The following is a 16435-nucleotide window of genomic DNA, read 5'->3' as shown; positions in this document are numbered from 1 at the left end:
GCGAAGCAGGTTTCACCGAACCAGCCATTCAGAGCGACAAAACTAGGTAAGACCAAACCAACCTTTCGCGGCATGATCGCTCAAAAATCATGTCGCGGGACAAGCCGGACTTGTGCAATCGTGCCTATTGTTCATGCAGCATTTTCTTTCATGTGTAGCAATGAGCGTTCACAGGATAGAATTGAGCCGGGAGAGTTGCGATAATGGAACCGACCGCGAGAAAAGCCGACCTGATAGGTGCGCAGCAGTTACTCGCGCTGCACAAGGGCATCCGCTCGCGTCACTTTTCAAGATCAATAGGTCTTGGCTTGAGCAGCAACAGCTTCGTCGATCACCTGTGCCAGTCGAACAAAGCCTTAGCAATCATCAGATCAAGATGCGCACCGCCGCCGTTTTTGAACACGGTGGTGGTATCACGTGAAGGCCTGCCAACTTGTTTCTGGGTCAGATCATAGAGGTCACCCACCACATCCAACCTGGAAATCGTGCCCTCCCGCAGCGGGATCAGCAGCTCGCCGATATGATCAAGCGTGGTTTCAAAGCTGTCCACACATATTTGTGCGCGACCAAGCAATTCATTATCTGCTTCACGCATGTCAGACTTGAATGCCCCAATCAGGTCGACATGTGTGCCGGGCGCAACCCATTTCCCCAATAGGATCGGGTTTTGTGACATTGTCGCGGTCGAAATAATGTCGGCCTGCTTCACGCCAGCTTCCAGATCGGTAATCGCCTCAACCTTTGCTTTTTGGCCGGCGTGCCGTAACGCCAATGCGCGGCTTTTTTCAGGGGACCGCCCCCAAATCATTATGTGCGCCAAATCTGGGAAAAGCGTTGAATAAGCGTCGACGAGACTGTTCGCGACGACGCCGGCCCCGATAATCAAAAGGGTCTTGCTGTCAGTGCGGGCCAGCAAAGACGCGCCATAGACAGAGTCTGCCGCCGTTTTCCAGTAAGTCACCAAACCACTATCGACAACGGCAAGTGGTGCGCCTGTTTTATCGTCGAAGATCAGCATTGCGCCCTGTACGGACGGTCTTTGAACTTGGGCATTTTCAGGAAAAACGGTGAAGGATTTCACTCCGATTCCGAAATCATTAATCCACGCAGCACGGTTTACGAAGCTATCACGATCACGGCTTAAGAACTGATCGGTGATTTTCGCAGGGCTCCGCTCGTGCCCGTTCGCAATTGCATCAACCGCATTTTTCCAACCAAAACCAGCTGGAAGAGACGTTGCATCAATGACCGGGATACTGGCAGTCATCCCATTACTTCCGTGCGGCGGTCAGAATGATCTCAACTTTGTAGTCCGGTGTGGCAAGGCGTGCCTCGCCGCAGGCGCGGGTCGGTGCCTGGCCTTCAGGGACCCATGCGTCCCAAGCTGCGTTCATTTCGTCGAAGTCAGCCATGTCTGCCAGCCATATCGTCGCCTGAAGCATATGCGACAGATCCGATCCGGCCTCGGCTAGCAGTTTTTCGATCGAAGCAAGGCAATCGCGCGTCTGTTGTGCGACGCTCTCATTTGGGGTGCCAACCTGCCCAGCCAAGTAGATCGTATCACCATGTGTAACGATCTGGGACATTCGCGCGTTGGTATGCGAACGGGATATAGGAGTTGTCATAGAAGTTACTTTCTGTTGCCGTAAGTTCGGGGAGGGAGATGAGCGGGTTGCCTGACCGCGCTATGCCGTCTTAGAAAGGTAGGTCTTCCAACCTCCATATTCTGTGATGTCCACGGCATTTCCTAATGCACGGCTCTCACAGATAAATCCGTTCACCTGTCGCCCGTCGGAAAGCATAATTGTCCCCAAGCCAAGCGGCGCAGGAATGAGTTTGAGGAAGCCACCCAGTGTGCTTTCAGGGAGCCTCCAGATTTCCAGCTCAATACCGGCCCCGCCACTTTCGGGATCACGTACAAGCCCAGGCTTGGGCGGCGTTGTATCGGCAAGCGCAAACAGCCTGTATTCCGATGAGGTTTGAACGGTTTCACGCAGAACACCATCCCGTTCTGTAAGCTGGCTGTTCAAAGGCATACCCTTCAAATGAGCGCCGACAACGGCGATGTCTATGTAGGACTCATCCGCTGCGTCCGGCGTGTCCTGATCAGCAATGGTAAGGCGGTCCCGCCCGGTGGTTGTAGACAAAAGCTGATGGATTTGTCCTCCGAGGCGGGCAAGTGCTGCATCCGTGAAGGCCGGTGCAACGAGAGTGACACCTGCGGGTAAGCCGTCTGTGCGGAACCCCGCCGGAACAGCGATCGCTGCGTAGTCCAGCAGATTGACGCAGTTGGTGTAATAGCCAAGTTGTTTGTTGAGCTGGATTGGCTCAGCCTCCAGTTCCGCCAAGGAATAGAACGACGGCGTGGTTGGCACGCACATCACGTCGATGTCGTTCCAAACCACATCAAGAGCGACTTTCGCTTCGGCAGCTTTGTATATCGCATCGAACGTATCAACAGCGCTGTATTGCAAACCGTCCTCGACAATCTCGCGGGTGATTGGGTGCAGTGGATCAGGCGATGCATCAAGCCAAGGTTTCAGGGCATGGGTACGCTCAGCCACCCAAGCCGAGCCGTAGAGCATACGGGCGGTTGCGGCGAAGGGGTCAAAGTCAAACGGGACAAGTGTGTAGCCAGCTTTTGAGAGGTCTGCACAGGCGGCGGCGTAGTTATCCTCGGCCTGTGTGTCGCCAAAGAATTCAAGCGAAGCGGCGCTTGGCACACCAATGCGAAGGCTGTCTTGTGGCAAACCTACGGGTGCGGCGTCACGTGCAAAGGGGTCTACCCCGTCTACACCTGAAATGATGCCACGCACCATATCGGCATCCTTCGCGGTCAGCGCAAAAACCGACAGGCAATCCTGGCTTTTGTTGGCAGGGAACACGCCCGTGGTCGGAACCATGCCTTTGGTTGGCTTGACCCCGACGATATTGTTGAACGCCGCCGGAACGCGACCTGATCCTGCGGTATCTGTGCCATAAGAAAAGCTAACCAGATGCGCCGCAACCGAGACGCCCGATCCAGAACTGGAGCCTCCCGAAATCATCTTTTCATCAAACACCGAATGGGGTGCGCCATAAGGTGATCGGACACCAACCAGCCCCGTAGCGAACTGATCCAAATTGGTCTTTCCAATCAGAACGGCCCCTTGATCGAGCACGCGTTGCACCGCCGTCGCAGTACGTTCGGCTATGGGCTGTTCGCCTGCCATGCCCATCGTGGTCGGTAATCCGGCCACATCGATATTGTCTTTCACTGCAAAGGGAACGCCGTGAAGTCGCCCGCGGTCTGCGGGATCGATAGCGTCCAATTCTGCTGAACGCGCCAGAACATCAGCTTGATCCAGCCGTTTGATGAAAACCGCTGGGTCGCTGTAGGCGTCACAGTCGGCAAGGACCTGTTTCATCACAAAGGTGACGGTTTCACCGCCTGCATAACGGCGGGCGAGTTCGCAAAGGCGTAAATCCATGGGTCAGTCTTCCTCAGGCGTCCAGATCAGCACGTTAACCGGCGTCGGGTTGAACCCGTTGCAGGGATTGTTGATCTGCGGGCAGTTGGAAATCAGGCAGATCACATCCATCTCTGCGCGCAGATCCAGAGAATTGCCGGGGGCAGACAGCCCGTCGGAAATGGCCAGCGCGCCCGTGGGCTCAATCGGGACATTCATGAAGAAGTTGACGTTGGCCACGATGTCGCGTTTCTCCATGCCCCACTTGGCGGCCTCTGTGACGAAGTTGTCGCGGCACGCGTGCAGATGGCGCACCTCATGGCCAAATCGGACCGTGTTGGCCTCACAAGAACACGCCCCGGCAGAGGTGTCGTGCGCCCCAACGGCATCACGTACAACCGTCATCATCGGGTTGCCTTCATTTGACAGAAGCACTGAGCCTTCGGTGACATAGGGGGACTTTTGAGCAAGGACGGTATCTTGGGCCGAGTAACGTTCAGACGTATCGTCGGCGCTGTAAAACAGCGTATCAACGGCCTGTTGGCCTTCAAGATCGATGATGCGCATCATCTGACCTTTGCGAATGATCGCAGACCAGCCGACGTTAGCTGGGATGTGGTGGTTGTCCGCGTGATTGGGGGCGTCGAGCATCTGGGTCACTCCTTATGACAAGCGTTTACGGTCGCCGAAAAGGGCGTCGGTATTTTCAAAGGCGCGGCGGGCTTCGACAGTCCCGGTGCGGGCGAGATCGTCTGTCGCGGCGGGCGGCGCAAGAAATTGGGTTACTGCCAAGGGCAGCGGCTCGCGATCCGGCGACATTGGATGTGCCGAGTTTGACAGGGTCACAATCAGATCCATCTCGGCGCGCAGATCCACGGTAAACGGACCGCTACTGTTTTGATCTTCCCAATACAGCCGTCCGCCAGAGTCTACCGAAACCGGCGAGAAAAAGCTGATGCAAGGACCAACGTCGCGTTTGCTCAGCCCGTTTTTCAACGCGGCGCGCAGAAAGTGTTCGCGCCCGCTCTGCCAATCACCACCGTCCGCAGGCCCGGGCAAGGATACACCGGCCAAACAGTCGGACCGTCCGAAATCATCATGGGTGATCGACACCATTGCGCGCCCCATATCCGACAAAAGGACACGGCCCGTGGTCATCTCGCTGGTCCATTGCACCTTGATCGTGTCGCCGGGATTGAACCGTTCAGAGGTCTCATCGCTGCGCCAGAAACAGGCCGCGACCCCGGTCGCGCTTTCGGCTACAATCCGTAAACCATCGCCGCGTTTCAGGCGGCCGTGCCAGTACCCTTTGCTCGGCACGATATCGTCATAGATAACCGATGACACCTCAATGGCCGGTACAGGTTGGACGCGGGCGGCAGACTGCCGCGCGGCAAAATCGCCGCCCTCTCCATTCCCTTCGGACTTCAGCCTCTCATACCGCTCCTGCGGCGTTTCACCTGTGCTCAGGGTGGTTTGAACTGTCATGACGAATGGCTCCTTGTATTTGAAAAAATTGTGAAATCTTGAGGGCAGCCCGGATTGACCGCCCTCAAGATTGAATCAAGCGGCCTGTGTTTCAGCTTTGCTTTCCATCGCGGACAGGACTTCATCCAAGGTGCGGATCGCGCCGTGCTGCAGGTATTCCATCGCGTTGAGCGATGCCTGATGCGCCTCCAGGCTAGAGCCGGCGACACAGTTTTCGATTACGCGGCAGAAATAGTCGCCCTGATGGGCGTCAACGAAAGTGTAATGCACGCAAACGTCAGTCAGGCCGCCCACTAGGATCAGGGTCTCCGCCTTGAGCCCCTTCAGCAGGATTTCCAGGTCGGTCCCGTAAAACGCGGAATAACGACGCTTTGAGATGCGGTAATCATCCGGCAGCATGCCGAGTTCTTCTTCAGCGAAGGCGGTAAGTGGGTTGCTGTCAAGGCAGTGAACATCTTCATCGCCATCGGTTTCGCGCCCCATGTCGATTAGATTCGCGCGGTGGATCTCCTGAATGAAGATCACCGGAATTCCGACCTCGCGTGCCTTGTCTATGGCCTCTTTTGAACGCGCCATACGCTCTGCGTAGTCTGGCATATGGGCAATCGCGCGCTTGTCATCAGGAATGGGGGCGAAGGTCGATTTCTGGATGTCGATGACGATGAGCGCGGCGCGCCCTTCGATTAGGTCACGTTTCTTCGAAGCGGTCATAGTGAGGCCTTTCGTTAACAGATAATATGATTGGGATGCGGAGGTCTGGCTCAGGCGGCAACTCTTGCTGCGCCGGGTTGTGGTGTTTCTCGCGGGCGCAGATGGCCAAGGAAGCGCTTTTCGGCCAGCCGGAACGCGAAGGTGATCATGAAAACAATGGCCATGTAGAACACCATCGCGGTTAGAAAGCCTTCGTAGGCGAGGTAATAGCGGCCATTCAGCCAGCGCCCGACGCCCAAAAGGTCTTGCAACGTCACCGTGCTCGCTATCACGGAGCCGTGCAGCGTGAAAATGACCTCGTTCGAGTAGGCAGGCAGCGCGCGGCGGAAGGCACTCGGCAGAACCACCAGCCGCATCCGCGCATAGGGTGACATGCCGCATGCCTTTGCGGCCTCGACCTCACCGTGGGGTGTGGTTTCGATCGCACCGCGCAGAAATTCAGTGGTATAGGCTGCTGTATTCAAGGTGAAAGCAATCATCACGCACCACCACGGGCTGCTGAGGATCGGATCCCAAAGGAAGCTTTCTTGCACGGCCGTGAACTGGCCAAGGCCGAAGTAGAATAGATAAACCTGCACCAGAAGCGGCGTGCCGCAAAAAACATAGGTGTAGACACGAATTGCGGGGCTTAGGAACGGCTTGCGGTATGCGCGTGCAATGGCCAACGGCACCGCGATTATCCCCCCGACAAGAAGCGCGAGGAATGTGAGTTGCAACGTGACCAACGCGCCGTCAACGAACCGGTCGAGGTTGTCATAGATCAGGACAAAATCGATTGGTGACTGAGTTTCACTGATGTTCTTCAGGTAGTCGTAAAAACTCTGTTCAGGTTCCATCGCCTTAGGCCTTTCTCACGCCAGCGGCGTACTTGCGGTCAACCGCCCGCAGGATCACATCAGACAGACCAGTGATGATCAGGTAGATAACCATAACAGCGATCATGAAGCTAAAGAGCATGTGCGTAGACCGTCCCGCCGTGAAAGCGTTCCAAACCAGATCGTGCAAGCCAATAACCGAGACAAGCGCGGTAGATTTGACCAGAACTAACCAGTTGTTGGTGAAGCTCGGCAACGCGAAACGTACCATTTGCGGCCAGGTGACGATTCGAAAGACCTGACTGGGTGTCATCCCCACAGCCTTCGCCGCTTCGATCTGGCCGCTCGGAACAGCAAGGATGGCGCCTCGAAAAGTTTCGGACATATAAGCGCCGAAGATGAACCCAAGCGTCAGCACACCGGCGATGAACTGGTTGATGTCGATATAGCCCCAAAGGCCGGTCAATGCGCCGATTTGGCTCATCAACGTTTGACCGCCGTAGAAGATCAACATCATTAAGACAAGATCAGGCACGCTGCGCACAAAGAGGGTATAGAGTTCACCCGCGCGTCGAACACCGCGCTTGGGCGAAAGTTTTGCAAAGGCCCCCATGAGGCCCAATGCAATAGACAGAAGCAGCGACAGAACAGCCAACGAGATGGTCACCAAAGTGCCCTCGATCAGGATCTGTTTGTACTCGAAGATCACATCCATTTGCTTTGTCCAGACATTGAGAGAAGTTGCGACAGGAAAGCCGGAGGACTCCCTGTCGCGCTCAGGTAACGGGGTTACTCGCCGTAAATGTCGACGTCGAAATAGGCGTCGTTGATCGCCGCATAGGTGCCATCAGCGCGGATCGCCGCAATTGCCGTGCTCAACTCGGCCGCCAGCTCGTCGCCTTTGCGCACCGCGATGCCGGTCCCCTCGCCAAGGCATTCTGGATCATCGACATTGTCGCCAAGAAACGCGAACCCTTCACCCTGTGGGGTGTTGAGGAAACCGTCGATGGCCTGAAGCGTATTGTTCAACTGCATGTCCAGACGTCCGGCGACAAGATCTGCAAACACATCTTCTTGCGTGTTGTAGAGGCGCAAGTCAGCGTCAGGGAATGCCTTTTCCACATGACATTGCAATGTGGTGCCGCGCAGTACGCCGATCTTCAGCCCTGCGGTACCTTCTGGTGTCAGTTCGAATGTTGCACCTTCCGCCGCGACGAACCGCGATGGTGTCTGATAATATTTTTCGGAAAAGTCGACCAAGCGAAGGCGATCTTCGGTGATCGACATGGAAGCGACGATCGCATCATATTTGTTTGCGATCAGCGCCGGGATCATGCCATCCCACTCCTGCTCGACCAGCTCGCATTCGCGTTCCAGCTCTGCGCACAGGGCAAGTGCGATATCGATGTCGAAGCCAGACAAAGACCCGTCAGCTTCCTTTTGCGAGAACGGAGGGTATGCGCCTTCCACGCCGATCCGCAATGGTTCTGCTGTCGCCATTCCTGCCATCAGTGCAATTGCACCAACTGTGGACGCGAGAAGTTTGTTTTTGAGTGTCATTTGATTTCCCCTTTGTGGACTTAGTTTAGTTTGTGAATGCGTGCTGCACAGCCTCGCGGCCTAGTGTCGGGTATTGGATAGAAATTCCTTGAAGCGCGTGGATTTTGGATCCGTGAACATTTGCTTGGGCACGCCTTGCTCTTCGATTAGGCCTTGGTGGAGGAATATCACGTTGGATGAGACATCTCGTGCGAATGCCATCTCATGTGTCACAACCAACATGGTGCGCCCTTCCTCTGCCAGTGAGCGAATGACTTTCAAAACCTCTCCCACAAGTTCGGGATCAAGAGCAGAGGTCGGCTCATCGAACAGCATCACCTCGGGCTCCATGGCAAGCGCGCGGGCAATGGCCGCACGCTGCTGTTGACCGCCTGAAATATGCGCCGGGTAATAGTCGCGACGCTCGTACATGCCGACGCGTTCAAGCACGCCCTTGGCATTTTCGATGGCCTCGGCGCGCGATTGTTTCAAAACATGGATTGGCCCTGCGATGACGTTTTCCATGACAGTCATGTGAGACCAGAGATTGAAGGACTGAAACACCATTGCCAGTCTTGCGCGGATGCGCTCCACCTGCCTGGGGTCCGCGGGCCGGGCTATGCCACCGCGATCTTGGGTCATCTTGATGACCTCACCGTGGACGGATATTTGGCCGGATGTCGGCGTTTCCAGCATATTGACGCACCGCAAGAGCGTGCTTTTCCCTGATCCAGAAGAGCCCAACAATGAAATGACGTCACCTTCGCGTGCCTCCAGCGAAACACCCTTAAGGACTTCATGCGTTCCGAATGACTTGTGAAGATCATTGACGCCAAGCGAGACGTTCGTGTCGGCAGAGGTCGAAACAGCGTTCATACGGGTTCCTGTGCGGCTTAAGTGACTGATTTGCTGATCCGAGGCTAACAACTAAATCCCAAGCCTAGAAAGCGCGTTTAACTTGCGCTCAGCGAAGCTTTTACCTACGCTAGAATAATGGGAAACACGCTTCGCCACCTCAATGCACTTAGGGTCTTCGAGGCCGCTGCACGGCATTCTAGTTTTGCCAAAGCGGCAAGCGAACTGAACGTCAGCCACAGTGTTGTCAGTCAGCATATCAAAAATCTGGAGCTTTGGTTCGGAACCGATCTTTTCATCAGACACCGCAACCGGGTCGAGTTGAGCGAAAATGGGCGGACCTTGCTTCCGCAAATCGCGAGCGGGCTGCAAACGCTGACAGATGCAAGCGAAACCCTGCTGCGAAAAACACGGACCGGCACAGTGGTTGTCAGCGCGGAACCTGCGATTGCCTCGCTCTGGCTGCGCAAGCGCATAACCGAATTTTGCAGTCTCTTTCCGCGAATAGACGTCGATCTGCGGCCGGCGTGGACTCCGGCACAGATTGGGGAAGGACATGCCGATATCGTCATTCACTTTGAGACCCGGTTGCCGGGACGTGGTGTGACAAAGGACAGATTATTTCCGATTGACGGCTTTCCGGCCGCGACACCGCACTTGAGCGCAAAACTTTCGTCGCAGGATGCCAAAGTTGATTGGAGCAGCGCGATTCTCATCCACGACAATGGAAAAGAGACCTGGCATAAATGGTATGCGGCCCATGAGCCGGAAAGCACTGGCTGGAACGCGGGCAAGGTCTACTCAGATCTTTCTCTCGCAATTGACGCGGCGGCGGACGGAGAAGGGGTTATCCTTGCCGACAAGATCCTATGCGAGCGAGAAATACTGTCGGGACGGCTGGTTCGCATGGATCCACGAAGTATTCGTTGCATCTGGTACGAAATCGGATTGGACAAGAATACCTCGGGGTCATCCGCAGCATCATTCTTAAAGAATTGGCTGCTTGAACAGACAAAGCATCAACGAGATTAGCCTGCACTTGCTCGGTAACCACTGTCGACTTTTCCAATCGGCAAGACTGTCGCTGTTGTTTGAACGGCGTAAGATCAGTTAATTTTTGGAATAATTCCCATGCTTGCCGCGGGAGATATGAATGACCGGTCTTTTCGCTGCAATGCGGCACCGAATCTTCAGTTCACGCACCATTTTCTACGCTGCGAGCGCGTGCAGCGCAAATTCCACACTTCCGCAATGGGCTCTCCTGACACCTTCGCTGCGTCAGTCGCGAGTGGCCGGATCGGGATACATCGCCGTTCGCTGCACAGTGCATGAACTTGTAAGATGCGGGACGAAGCGGACTTGTGCACCTGCAGCTATTGCTGCCGCAGCATTTGTTCGCAGTCGCGGCGCTGACTGTCCCCGTCATGAAGGCTGTGTCACCAAAGCTGCCATTCAATCTATGTCTTTTGGGCCAATCCAAACTGTACTTTCGCTGCGGCGATGCATTTGGCGGCTTCGGGTTTTTCGGTCTCGAGCGCCTTTTGTGGACCTTTCGACAAATGGTGGATCTATCCAACTGTCTTGCGCCGCCACATAATGAACAGGCCAGAAACCACGATTAGTCCGGACCCAAGCAGCATTGCGGAACTCAGGCTTTCCCCAAAAAACACAACGCCGATCGTGATCCCAAAAAGCAACCTTGTGTACCGGAATGGCGTTACAGCAGATACTTCGCCTGTGCGCATCGCTTTCATAAGGCATGCATACGCCGCGACGCCTGCTGCAATCGCTCCCAATAGATAGAAAAAGGCCCTTATATCTACGGAAACGAATGAAGCACCTTGCCAGATTGCAAACATCACCCCTGCAACCACAATAGATAAGAAACCGTAAAGTCCGAGGATAGAAGTGCTGAGCGTCGCAGGGGCCGCTCTGCTTGCCAAATCACGACCTGCAAAACCGATCATTCCGATAATCGCTAAAACTGATAGCATTGAAAAGCTATCGGTTCCCGGTTGAATGATGACGATGACGCCAGCCAAACCGATGAAGATTGCAGACCATCTGCGCCATCCGACCTTTTCGCCAAACACCAACGCGGCTCCCGCGACAACAACCAGCGGCGTTGCTTGCAAAATGACGGTTGCCGACGACAACGGAGTCATTGCGATGGCGAGCACATAGAACAGGCGGCCGACAATCTCAAAAACGACGCGAATGCGCATTGGACGGGAGAGCACATCTTTGTTGAATAATGGTTCGTTGTTCAAGCGCGCCAAAGCCGCAAACACAACCGCCCCGCCCAAGCCGAAGATGATCAGGATTTGACCGACGGGCAGCGTGATAGACGCCGCTTTGACGAAGGCATCCTCGATGGCAAAAATAGCCATCGAAGCGATCATCCAGACGCTCCCTAGCAGGTTCGCTTTGCGATGAGTTGCGACGTTTGAGTACATGGGTGGTCTAATTCCGATGGCAGAATGAGCAACAACTGGTGTTTTGCTACCCACACCCAAGAGGTTTTAGTGCCAATGGCGTAAACGCCCCGAACGGTCAATAGGGCCAAGCTGCCGTGTGAGGCTTCTGGTTAAAACATGTACCATGCTTGATTGCTTAGGCGAGCGACACCTGAGCAGGCCGGTAACGGTGGGAAAAGGAAAGGCCGAACACAGTGTGCCCGGCCAGTTGGAGTTGCACAGGGGTGCACAACCCTAAATTTGTTTGGTTTGATTGGCCGAATGGGCAAAATACACCTTCGGCCAATCGAATTTACATGTCGCCTGCAGCTGCGAGTGGCGCTGCATTAAGTGCGCCTTCATAGCTGTCCAGCGCGGAATCGATGGATCCGGCTTCAACGAAGACATCTGCGACACCTTTCATGAAAGGTGCAGCGTTACCCCCAAGCCATGCTTCGGAAAGCTGCTCATCGATCGTGGGGAAGGACATTGTCGAGATTGCGCTGCGGGCAGCTTCCAAATCCATCCCAGCTTGCTGAGCAATCGCTCCCAGCAATTCGTCAGACGGATTCGCGGCCCACTCTGCGTTTGCAGCAGCTGTCACGGCGAGGAATTTCTCAACGACGTCGGCGTTTTCAGCGACAAACGCAGCTGGCGCAGAGGTGACGTCAAAGACCAGAATGCCTATTTCCTGCTTTTCAGCACCGGTCAGCAATACGTCGCCAGATTCCAGCATTGATGTCAGACCGCCACCGTAGCCACAGGCAAAATCAACTGCGCCAGTGCTCAGAGCAGCCGCACCGGATGGTGGGTCCATGTCAATGATGGACAAACTGTCGAGAGCAACACCGAAATGGTCCATGTGACGGATAAAGCTGTAGTGTGCGGCAGTACCAAGAGGCACGGCAACAGTTTTACCGGCGAGCTCACTTGCATTCATTTTGTCGATTTCCAGATCGGAACGGACAACGCAGCCCTGGTTCTCAGCGTAGCTTACAGCAACGTCCAGAAGCTCAAGGTTCTGACCGCCGGACACTGCAACTACGAAAGGTGGCAGGCCCTGGGAAACAGCGATTTGGACGTCACCGGACGCCATGGCCGCAGACATAGCTGTGCCCGTGTCAAATGAGACCCAGTTCACTTCCATGCCAAGCGCTTCTTCGTAGGCTCCCGATGCCTTGGCTGCCATCATCGGCATTGGCCATTCAAGGAAATAGGCAACCGTGATTGAATGGCCATCGGCCATCGCAGTTGTAGCGCTTGTCATCAATGCAACGCTTGCAGCAGCGCTCATCATTACTGTCTTCAGTTTCATGTCGTTCTCCTATTGGTGCAGTTCGATTGTTCCATATTACGAAACATGTATTTTGCATAGCAAGATTAGTGAGAGAATCGAGCGCAGGTCAAATCATTTCTCTCAGGTCGCGGACTGCGTCGAAACGTATTGACCGCCTCTGGCACTGACCCTATGTTTCTTTATGTGGAATTTTAGTTCCTAATTACGAAACAATTTGGAGTATCATCAGATGGCAAAGTCACCGGCCCCTGAGAACATTGATGTCATCCATTGGGCGCGCACCGCGACGCCAAAACCACTGGCGCTGCGGCTGGAGGGTCAGGTATCGGTGGACTTCGTTGTCATTGGTGGCGGTTTGACTGGCACGCGCACCGCCCTTGGTCTGGCGCAAAGCGGCGCGAGCGTTGCTTTGCTTGAGGCAAAGGAAATTGGTTGGGGGGCGTCAGGGCGCAGTGGCGGGCAGTGCAACCCGATCTGGCGGGCGACGCCGGATGATCTGGCGCAACGTCTTGGCGGCGGCGTTGCAGAACGGCTTGTCGCCACAACGCTCTCGTGCGCCGACGATTTGTTTGATGACATCCGCAATTACGAGATTGAATGTGACGCGCAGCAAAACGGCTGGGTTCAAGCCGCGCATTGCCCGTCCCAAGCACGATCCTTGCGAGCGCTGTCCGAAGGCTGGAACGCAGCTGGTGGGCAAATTGAAATCCTTGAAGACGCAGAGGTCGCGCGGCGCTGTGGATCAGAGGCGTATACTTTCGCGTTGTTCCACCCCAAGGGCGGCCACGTCCAGCCCCTGTCCTTAACGCGCGGATTTGCCCGCACGGCGCAACAGTTCGGTGCGAAACTTTATGAAAACGCGCCTGTGCAGTCCATGGAGCAGGTCGGGGACAAGTGGCAGGTCACCACACCCACGGGTTCGGTTTTGGCAGGGAAGGTAATCTTGACCACCAATGCCTATACGGATGATCTACAAAAGGGCTTGCGCAAAACGCTTTATCCGATGGTCAGCGTGGCGTTGGTCACGGAACCGCTGAGCGACAATTTGCGAAAGTCGGTGCTGCCCAATGGCGTCACCATTTCCGACAGCCGCCGTGCGATCTATTTTGGCCGCTATGACCGCGATCACCGCCTGATTTTCGGCTGTGTTGGCAGCGACCCCGAAAAAATGGAAACATTGGGTGGGTTGAAACGGTTGCAACGCGGGCTGACCACAGTGTTCCCGCAACTGGGCGAAACCGAAATTGAAACCTCGTGGTCAGGCCGAATTGGCGTGACGCCCGAAATGATGCCCCATTTGCATGAACCCCAGCCCGGTGTTCTGGCGGGCCTTGGATTTAGTGGTCGTGGTATCGCAATGACGTCCGTGATGGCGCGCAGTCTGGTGCATAAAGCACTGGGTGGCCGCGATGATGAATTGCCGTTCCCCGTCAGTCCCGTCAAACCTATTCCATTTCACGGTGTCACATCGAAACTTCTGCCCCTTGCTGCGCCCGCCATGACGCTGCGCGACGGGATGGATAGAATTCTTGGCCGTTAGGTATGATCAAAAGGACGATATCATGATTACGTTATTCAGCGAACACACACCGCCACGGACCGAAAAGGATGTCACAGACGACACAATCAGTGGGACGCCGAAACAGTTCGTCGAACTGATGTATTCGGGCCAGAGCGACACTTTGAAATCAGGTATCTGGGAAAGCTCGGCAGGGGTGTTTCGCGCATCTTACGACGGCATCGTTGAATACTGCTACATCCTTGAAGGCAGCGCTGTGATCAAAACGTCAGACGGGCAATCTGTGACCGTAGCGGCAGGGGATGGCTTTGTTCTGGACGAAGGGTTGCAGACCGAGTGGACCGTCGAGACGTTCGTCAAAAAGCAATTCTTCATCTGCGCAGTCTAAACGGGTATTCAGCCTAAATCCGGCTTCACCCCACCGATCAATTGCGTCACGCGGGCCGCTGATGCCATCAATTCGTCTGCCCAACCAACCATTTCAGACATCGGGTGCTGGGCCTCTACGCACCAGATGTTGAGTACGGCAATCGGTTCTCCGAGATAGTTGAAAATCGGGGCCGAAATGCCCGCAAAGTAATCATACTCCTCGCGGTCATTCTGCGCGTAGCCTGCTTTGCGCACGTCTTGAAGTGCCTCTTTGAACGCGCCCGCATTTGTAAGTGTGCGTTCCGTGAAGCGCTTGAATTCATGCCCAGCCAATTTCGCATCCACCAATTTTTCCGGCAGGTAGGCAAAGATTGCCTTACCGGACGCTGAACAGTGGAACGGTTCGCGCATTCCAGGTTGCTGCACTGACCGCGTTGATGATCGTGCTTCAAGAACCCGCAGATAAACAATCTCCAAACCGCTCGGCACGCCGATCGTCACGTTGCCATCAAACAGGTCTTGCAGACGCAGCATTTCGTCCAAAGCAATCACTTGAATGTCGTAGCCGCTATAGGCATTTCGCACGAGGTCGAACATCTTGGAACCTAACAGGTAAGCTTTGCGCTGTTTATCAAACTGTACCATCTGTTCCTGTATGCAGATCCCCAAAAGACGGTGGATCGTGCTCTTGTTCATCTCGCTCGCGGCAACGATTTCCGAAAACGTCAGCGGTTTTGGTGCTTCACTGATGAGCGTTAGAAGTTTCAGGATTTTGGCGACAATTGAGCTTTGCATGCTCTGGTTCGTATTTTGTTTCGTCATTCGGAACAAGTGATTGCGAAAGAAACTTGGCCGCTGATGCAAAGGTGGGTTGCTCACAACTGAAATTCTGAATTAAGATACTTTTGTTTTATATTCCAGAACTGAAGGGCGCCCCCATGAAGAAGCTGATGAACGAAGCTGTTAACTACGTTGATGAAGTGCTGGATGGGTTGCAGTTGGCGCACCCAGACGTGTTCAAAGTGGACGGAGAGACCGGCCGCATGTTGCGCAAGACGACGCCCAGCACAGGGCGCGTCGCTGTGGTGTCGGGGGGTGGTTTCGGCCACCTGCCGATTTTTGCGGGCTACGTAGGCGATGGGCTATTGGATGCCTGCGCTGTTGGTGATGTCTTTGCCTCACCGGATATGAACCCGATGCTTGAAGCGATCACGCACGCCGATGATGGCAACGGCGTTGTTTGCGTTGTGGGCAACTACGGCGGCGACAAGATGAACTTTGCTATGGCCTGCGAAATGGCGGAAATGGAAGATATCACCGCGCAGCAGGTCATTGTGTCCGATGACGTCGCGAGTGCGTCAGCAGACAAAGCTGAAAAACGACGCGGAGTCGCGGGGCTGGTTTATGTGGTCAAGATCGCCGGGGCCGCCGCAGCCGAAGGCCGCGATCTTGCCGCTGTGGTGGCGGCGACGCAAAAGGCCGCTGACAGCTGTCGTTCTATCGGTGTTGCGCTTGGGTCCTGTGTTGTACCGCAAGCGGGCAAGCCGACGTTTGAAATCGCCGACGACGAGATGGAAATCGGTATGGGGATTCACGGAGAACCGGGTGTGTCGCGCACCAAATTGATGCCTGCGGATGCCCTTGTGGCGGAATTGATGGATCATGTCTTGCCCGAGCTTGAACTCAAAACGGGGGACAAGGTTTCGATGCTGGTCAATGGCCTTGGGGCCACGCCGAACGAGGAACTGTATATCTTGTTTCGCGCGGCCCAGTCGATCCTGAAGGGAAAAGGCATTGATCTGGTCCAGCCCTTGGTCGGCAACTACGCCACGTCCATGGAAATGGCTGGCGCGTCGATCACGGTGATGAAGCTGGATGATGACCTGCAAAAACTACTTGCCGCGCCTGCAACCAATCCGTTCTGGAAAGGGTAAATC

17 protein-coding genes are annotated in these 16435 nt (G+C 55.1%); 4 read left to right on the top strand and 13 right to left on the bottom strand.

Annotated elements, in window-relative coordinates:
* Nucleotides 1-331: 331 nt before the first annotated feature.
* From KO486_RS01560 to KO486_RS01515, 10 genes are all read right to left on the bottom strand, one after another.
* Nucleotides 332-1267, bottom strand: a complete 936-nt coding sequence (locus tag KO486_RS01560) for an ornithine cyclodeaminase (RefSeq protein ID WP_216035471.1) — start codon at nt 1265-1267, stop codon at nt 332-334.
* 4 nt (nt 1268-1271) lie between these two features.
* Entirely contained in the window at nt 1272-1625 is a 354-nt protein-coding gene (locus tag KO486_RS01555; RefSeq protein WP_216035470.1) for a RidA family protein, read from the bottom strand.
* Between the two features lie 60 nt (nt 1626-1685).
* Nucleotides 1686-3470, bottom strand: coding sequence for an allophanate hydrolase (gene atzF / locus KO486_RS01550; RefSeq protein WP_216035469.1), 1785 nt, complete (start codon nt 3468-3470; stop codon nt 1686-1688).
* Nucleotides 3471-3473: 3 nt separating this feature from the next.
* Entirely contained in the window at nt 3474-4100 is a 627-nt protein-coding gene (locus KO486_RS01545; RefSeq protein WP_216035468.1) for an urea amidolyase associated protein UAAP2, read from the bottom strand.
* A gap of 12 nt (nt 4101-4112) precedes the next feature.
* The gene (locus KO486_RS01540; RefSeq protein WP_216035467.1) at nt 4113-4937 is read right to left on the bottom strand and encodes an urea amidolyase associated protein UAAP1; all 825 of its coding nucleotides are present in this window, start codon (nt 4935-4937) and stop codon (nt 4113-4115) included.
* 75 nt (nt 4938-5012) lie between these two features.
* Entirely contained in the window at nt 5013-5648 is a 636-nt protein-coding gene (locus tag KO486_RS01535; RefSeq protein WP_216035466.1) for a cysteine hydrolase, read from the bottom strand.
* Nucleotides 5649-5698: 50 nt separating this feature from the next.
* Nucleotides 5699-6484, bottom strand: coding sequence for an ABC transporter permease (locus KO486_RS01530; protein ID WP_216035465.1), 786 nt, complete (start codon nt 6482-6484; stop codon nt 5699-5701).
* Nucleotides 6485-6488: 4 nt separating this feature from the next.
* On the bottom strand, nt 6489-7178 hold the full coding sequence (locus KO486_RS01525; RefSeq protein WP_216035464.1) for an ABC transporter permease subunit: 690 nt from the start codon (nt 7176-7178) through the stop codon (nt 6489-6491).
* Between the two features lie 74 nt (nt 7179-7252).
* Nucleotides 7253-8023, bottom strand: a complete 771-nt coding sequence (locus KO486_RS01520; protein WP_216035463.1) for a transporter substrate-binding domain-containing protein — start codon at nt 8021-8023, stop codon at nt 7253-7255.
* Nucleotides 8024-8083: 60 nt separating this feature from the next.
* Nucleotides 8084-8878 carry an ATP-binding cassette domain-containing protein gene (locus tag KO486_RS01515; protein WP_216035462.1) on the bottom strand — a complete coding sequence of 265 codons (795 nt, stop codon included), beginning with the start codon at nt 8876-8878 and terminating at the stop codon, nt 8084-8086.
* Between the two features lie 117 nt (nt 8879-8995).
* Between KO486_RS01515 and KO486_RS01510 the strand changes: the two genes are divergently transcribed.
* Nucleotides 8996-9889 carry a LysR family transcriptional regulator gene (locus KO486_RS01510; RefSeq protein WP_216035461.1) on the top strand — a complete coding sequence of 298 codons (894 nt, stop codon included), beginning with the start codon at nt 8996-8998 and terminating at the stop codon, nt 9887-9889.
* A 536-nt stretch (nt 9890-10425) separates the two neighbouring features.
* Here KO486_RS01510 and KO486_RS01505 read toward each other — a convergent pair.
* Both KO486_RS01505 and KO486_RS01500 read right to left on the bottom strand, forming a co-directional pair.
* Entirely contained in the window at nt 10426-11313 is an 888-nt protein-coding gene (locus KO486_RS01505; protein ID WP_289847951.1) for a DMT family transporter, read from the bottom strand.
* A gap of 313 nt (nt 11314-11626) precedes the next feature.
* Entirely contained in the window at nt 11627-12580 is a 954-nt protein-coding gene (locus KO486_RS01500; protein ID WP_252734489.1) for an ABC transporter substrate-binding protein, read from the bottom strand.
* A gap of 259 nt (nt 12581-12839) precedes the next feature.
* On the opposite strand from KO486_RS01500, the gene KO486_RS01495 reads away from it, so the two are divergent.
* Entirely contained in the window at nt 12840-14150 is a 1311-nt protein-coding gene (locus tag KO486_RS01495) for an FAD-binding oxidoreductase (RefSeq protein ID WP_216035458.1), read from the top strand.
* Between the two features lie 22 nt (nt 14151-14172).
* Nucleotides 14173-14517, top strand: coding sequence for a cupin domain-containing protein (locus KO486_RS01490; RefSeq protein ID WP_216035457.1), 345 nt, complete (start codon nt 14173-14175; stop codon nt 14515-14517).
* 8 nt (nt 14518-14525) lie between these two features.
* Here KO486_RS01490 and KO486_RS01485 read toward each other — a convergent pair whose 3' ends face one another.
* On the bottom strand, nt 14526-15293 hold the full coding sequence (locus KO486_RS01485; protein ID WP_216035456.1) for an IclR family transcriptional regulator: 768 nt from the start codon (nt 15291-15293) through the stop codon (nt 14526-14528).
* 143 nt (nt 15294-15436) lie between these two features.
* On the opposite strand from KO486_RS01485, the gene KO486_RS01480 reads away from it, so the two are divergent.
* Nucleotides 15437-16432 carry a dihydroxyacetone kinase subunit DhaK gene (locus KO486_RS01480; protein ID WP_216035455.1) on the top strand — a complete coding sequence of 332 codons (996 nt, stop codon included), beginning with the start codon at nt 15437-15439 and terminating at the stop codon, nt 16430-16432.
* Nucleotides 16433-16435 lie beyond the last annotated feature (3 nt).

This window comes from Octadecabacter sp. B2R22 (assembly GCF_018861045.1).
GTDB lineage: Bacteria > Pseudomonadota > Alphaproteobacteria > Rhodobacterales > Rhodobacteraceae > Octadecabacter.
Note: the sequence above shows the minus strand (reverse complement) of the source record. Positions and strands in the feature narration are given on the sequence as shown.

What these genes read in the sequence shown, in the direction of transcription:
- KO486_RS01555 (WP_216035470.1), bottom strand. Translation starts at nt 1,625, where the DNA reads ATGACAACTCCTATATCCCGTTCGCATACCAACGCGCGAATGTCCCAG.
- KO486_RS01535 (WP_216035466.1), bottom strand. Translation starts at nt 5,648, where the DNA reads ATGACCGCTTCGAAGAAACGTGACCTAATCGAAGGGCGCGCCGCGCTC.
- KO486_RS01485 (WP_216035456.1), bottom strand. Translation starts at nt 15,293, where the DNA reads ATGCAAAGCTCAATTGTCGCCAAAATCCTGAAACTTCTAACGCTCATC.
- KO486_RS01510 (WP_216035461.1), top strand. Translation starts at nt 8,996, where the DNA reads ATGGGAAACACGCTTCGCCACCTCAATGCACTTAGGGTCTTCGAGGCC.
- atzF (WP_216035469.1), bottom strand. Translation starts at nt 3,470, where the DNA reads ATGGATTTACGCCTTTGCGAACTCGCCCGCCGTTATGCAGGCGGTGAA.
- KO486_RS01520 (WP_216035463.1), bottom strand. Translation starts at nt 8,023, where the DNA reads ATGACACTCAAAAACAAACTTCTCGCGTCCACAGTTGGTGCAATTGCA.
- KO486_RS01500 (WP_252734489.1), bottom strand. Translation starts at nt 12,580, where the DNA reads ATGACAAGCGCTACAACTGCGATGGCCGATGGCCATTCAATCACGGTT.
- KO486_RS01540 (WP_216035467.1), bottom strand. Translation starts at nt 4,937, where the DNA reads ATGACAGTTCAAACCACCCTGAGCACAGGTGAAACGCCGCAGGAGCGG.
- KO486_RS01560 (WP_216035471.1), bottom strand. Translation starts at nt 1,267, where the DNA reads ATGACTGCCAGTATCCCGGTCATTGATGCAACGTCTCTTCCAGCTGGT.
- KO486_RS01480 (WP_216035455.1), top strand. Translation starts at nt 15,437, where the DNA reads ATGAAGAAGCTGATGAACGAAGCTGTTAACTACGTTGATGAAGTGCTG.
- KO486_RS01525 (WP_216035464.1), bottom strand. Translation starts at nt 7,178, where the DNA reads ATGGATGTGATCTTCGAGTACAAACAGATCCTGATCGAGGGCACTTTG.
- KO486_RS01545 (WP_216035468.1), bottom strand. Translation starts at nt 4,100, where the DNA reads ATGCTCGACGCCCCCAATCACGCGGACAACCACCACATCCCAGCTAAC.
- KO486_RS01515 (WP_216035462.1), bottom strand. Translation starts at nt 8,878, where the DNA reads ATGAACGCTGTTTCGACCTCTGCCGACACGAACGTCTCGCTTGGCGTC.
- KO486_RS01495 (WP_216035458.1), top strand. Translation starts at nt 12,840, where the DNA reads ATGGCAAAGTCACCGGCCCCTGAGAACATTGATGTCATCCATTGGGCG.
- KO486_RS01530 (WP_216035465.1), bottom strand. Translation starts at nt 6,484, where the DNA reads ATGGAACCTGAACAGAGTTTTTACGACTACCTGAAGAACATCAGTGAA.
- KO486_RS01490 (WP_216035457.1), top strand. Translation starts at nt 14,173, where the DNA reads ATGATTACGTTATTCAGCGAACACACACCGCCACGGACCGAAAAGGAT.
- KO486_RS01505 (WP_289847951.1), bottom strand. Translation starts at nt 11,313, where the DNA reads ATGTACTCAAACGTCGCAACTCATCGCAAAGCGAACCTGCTAGGGAGC.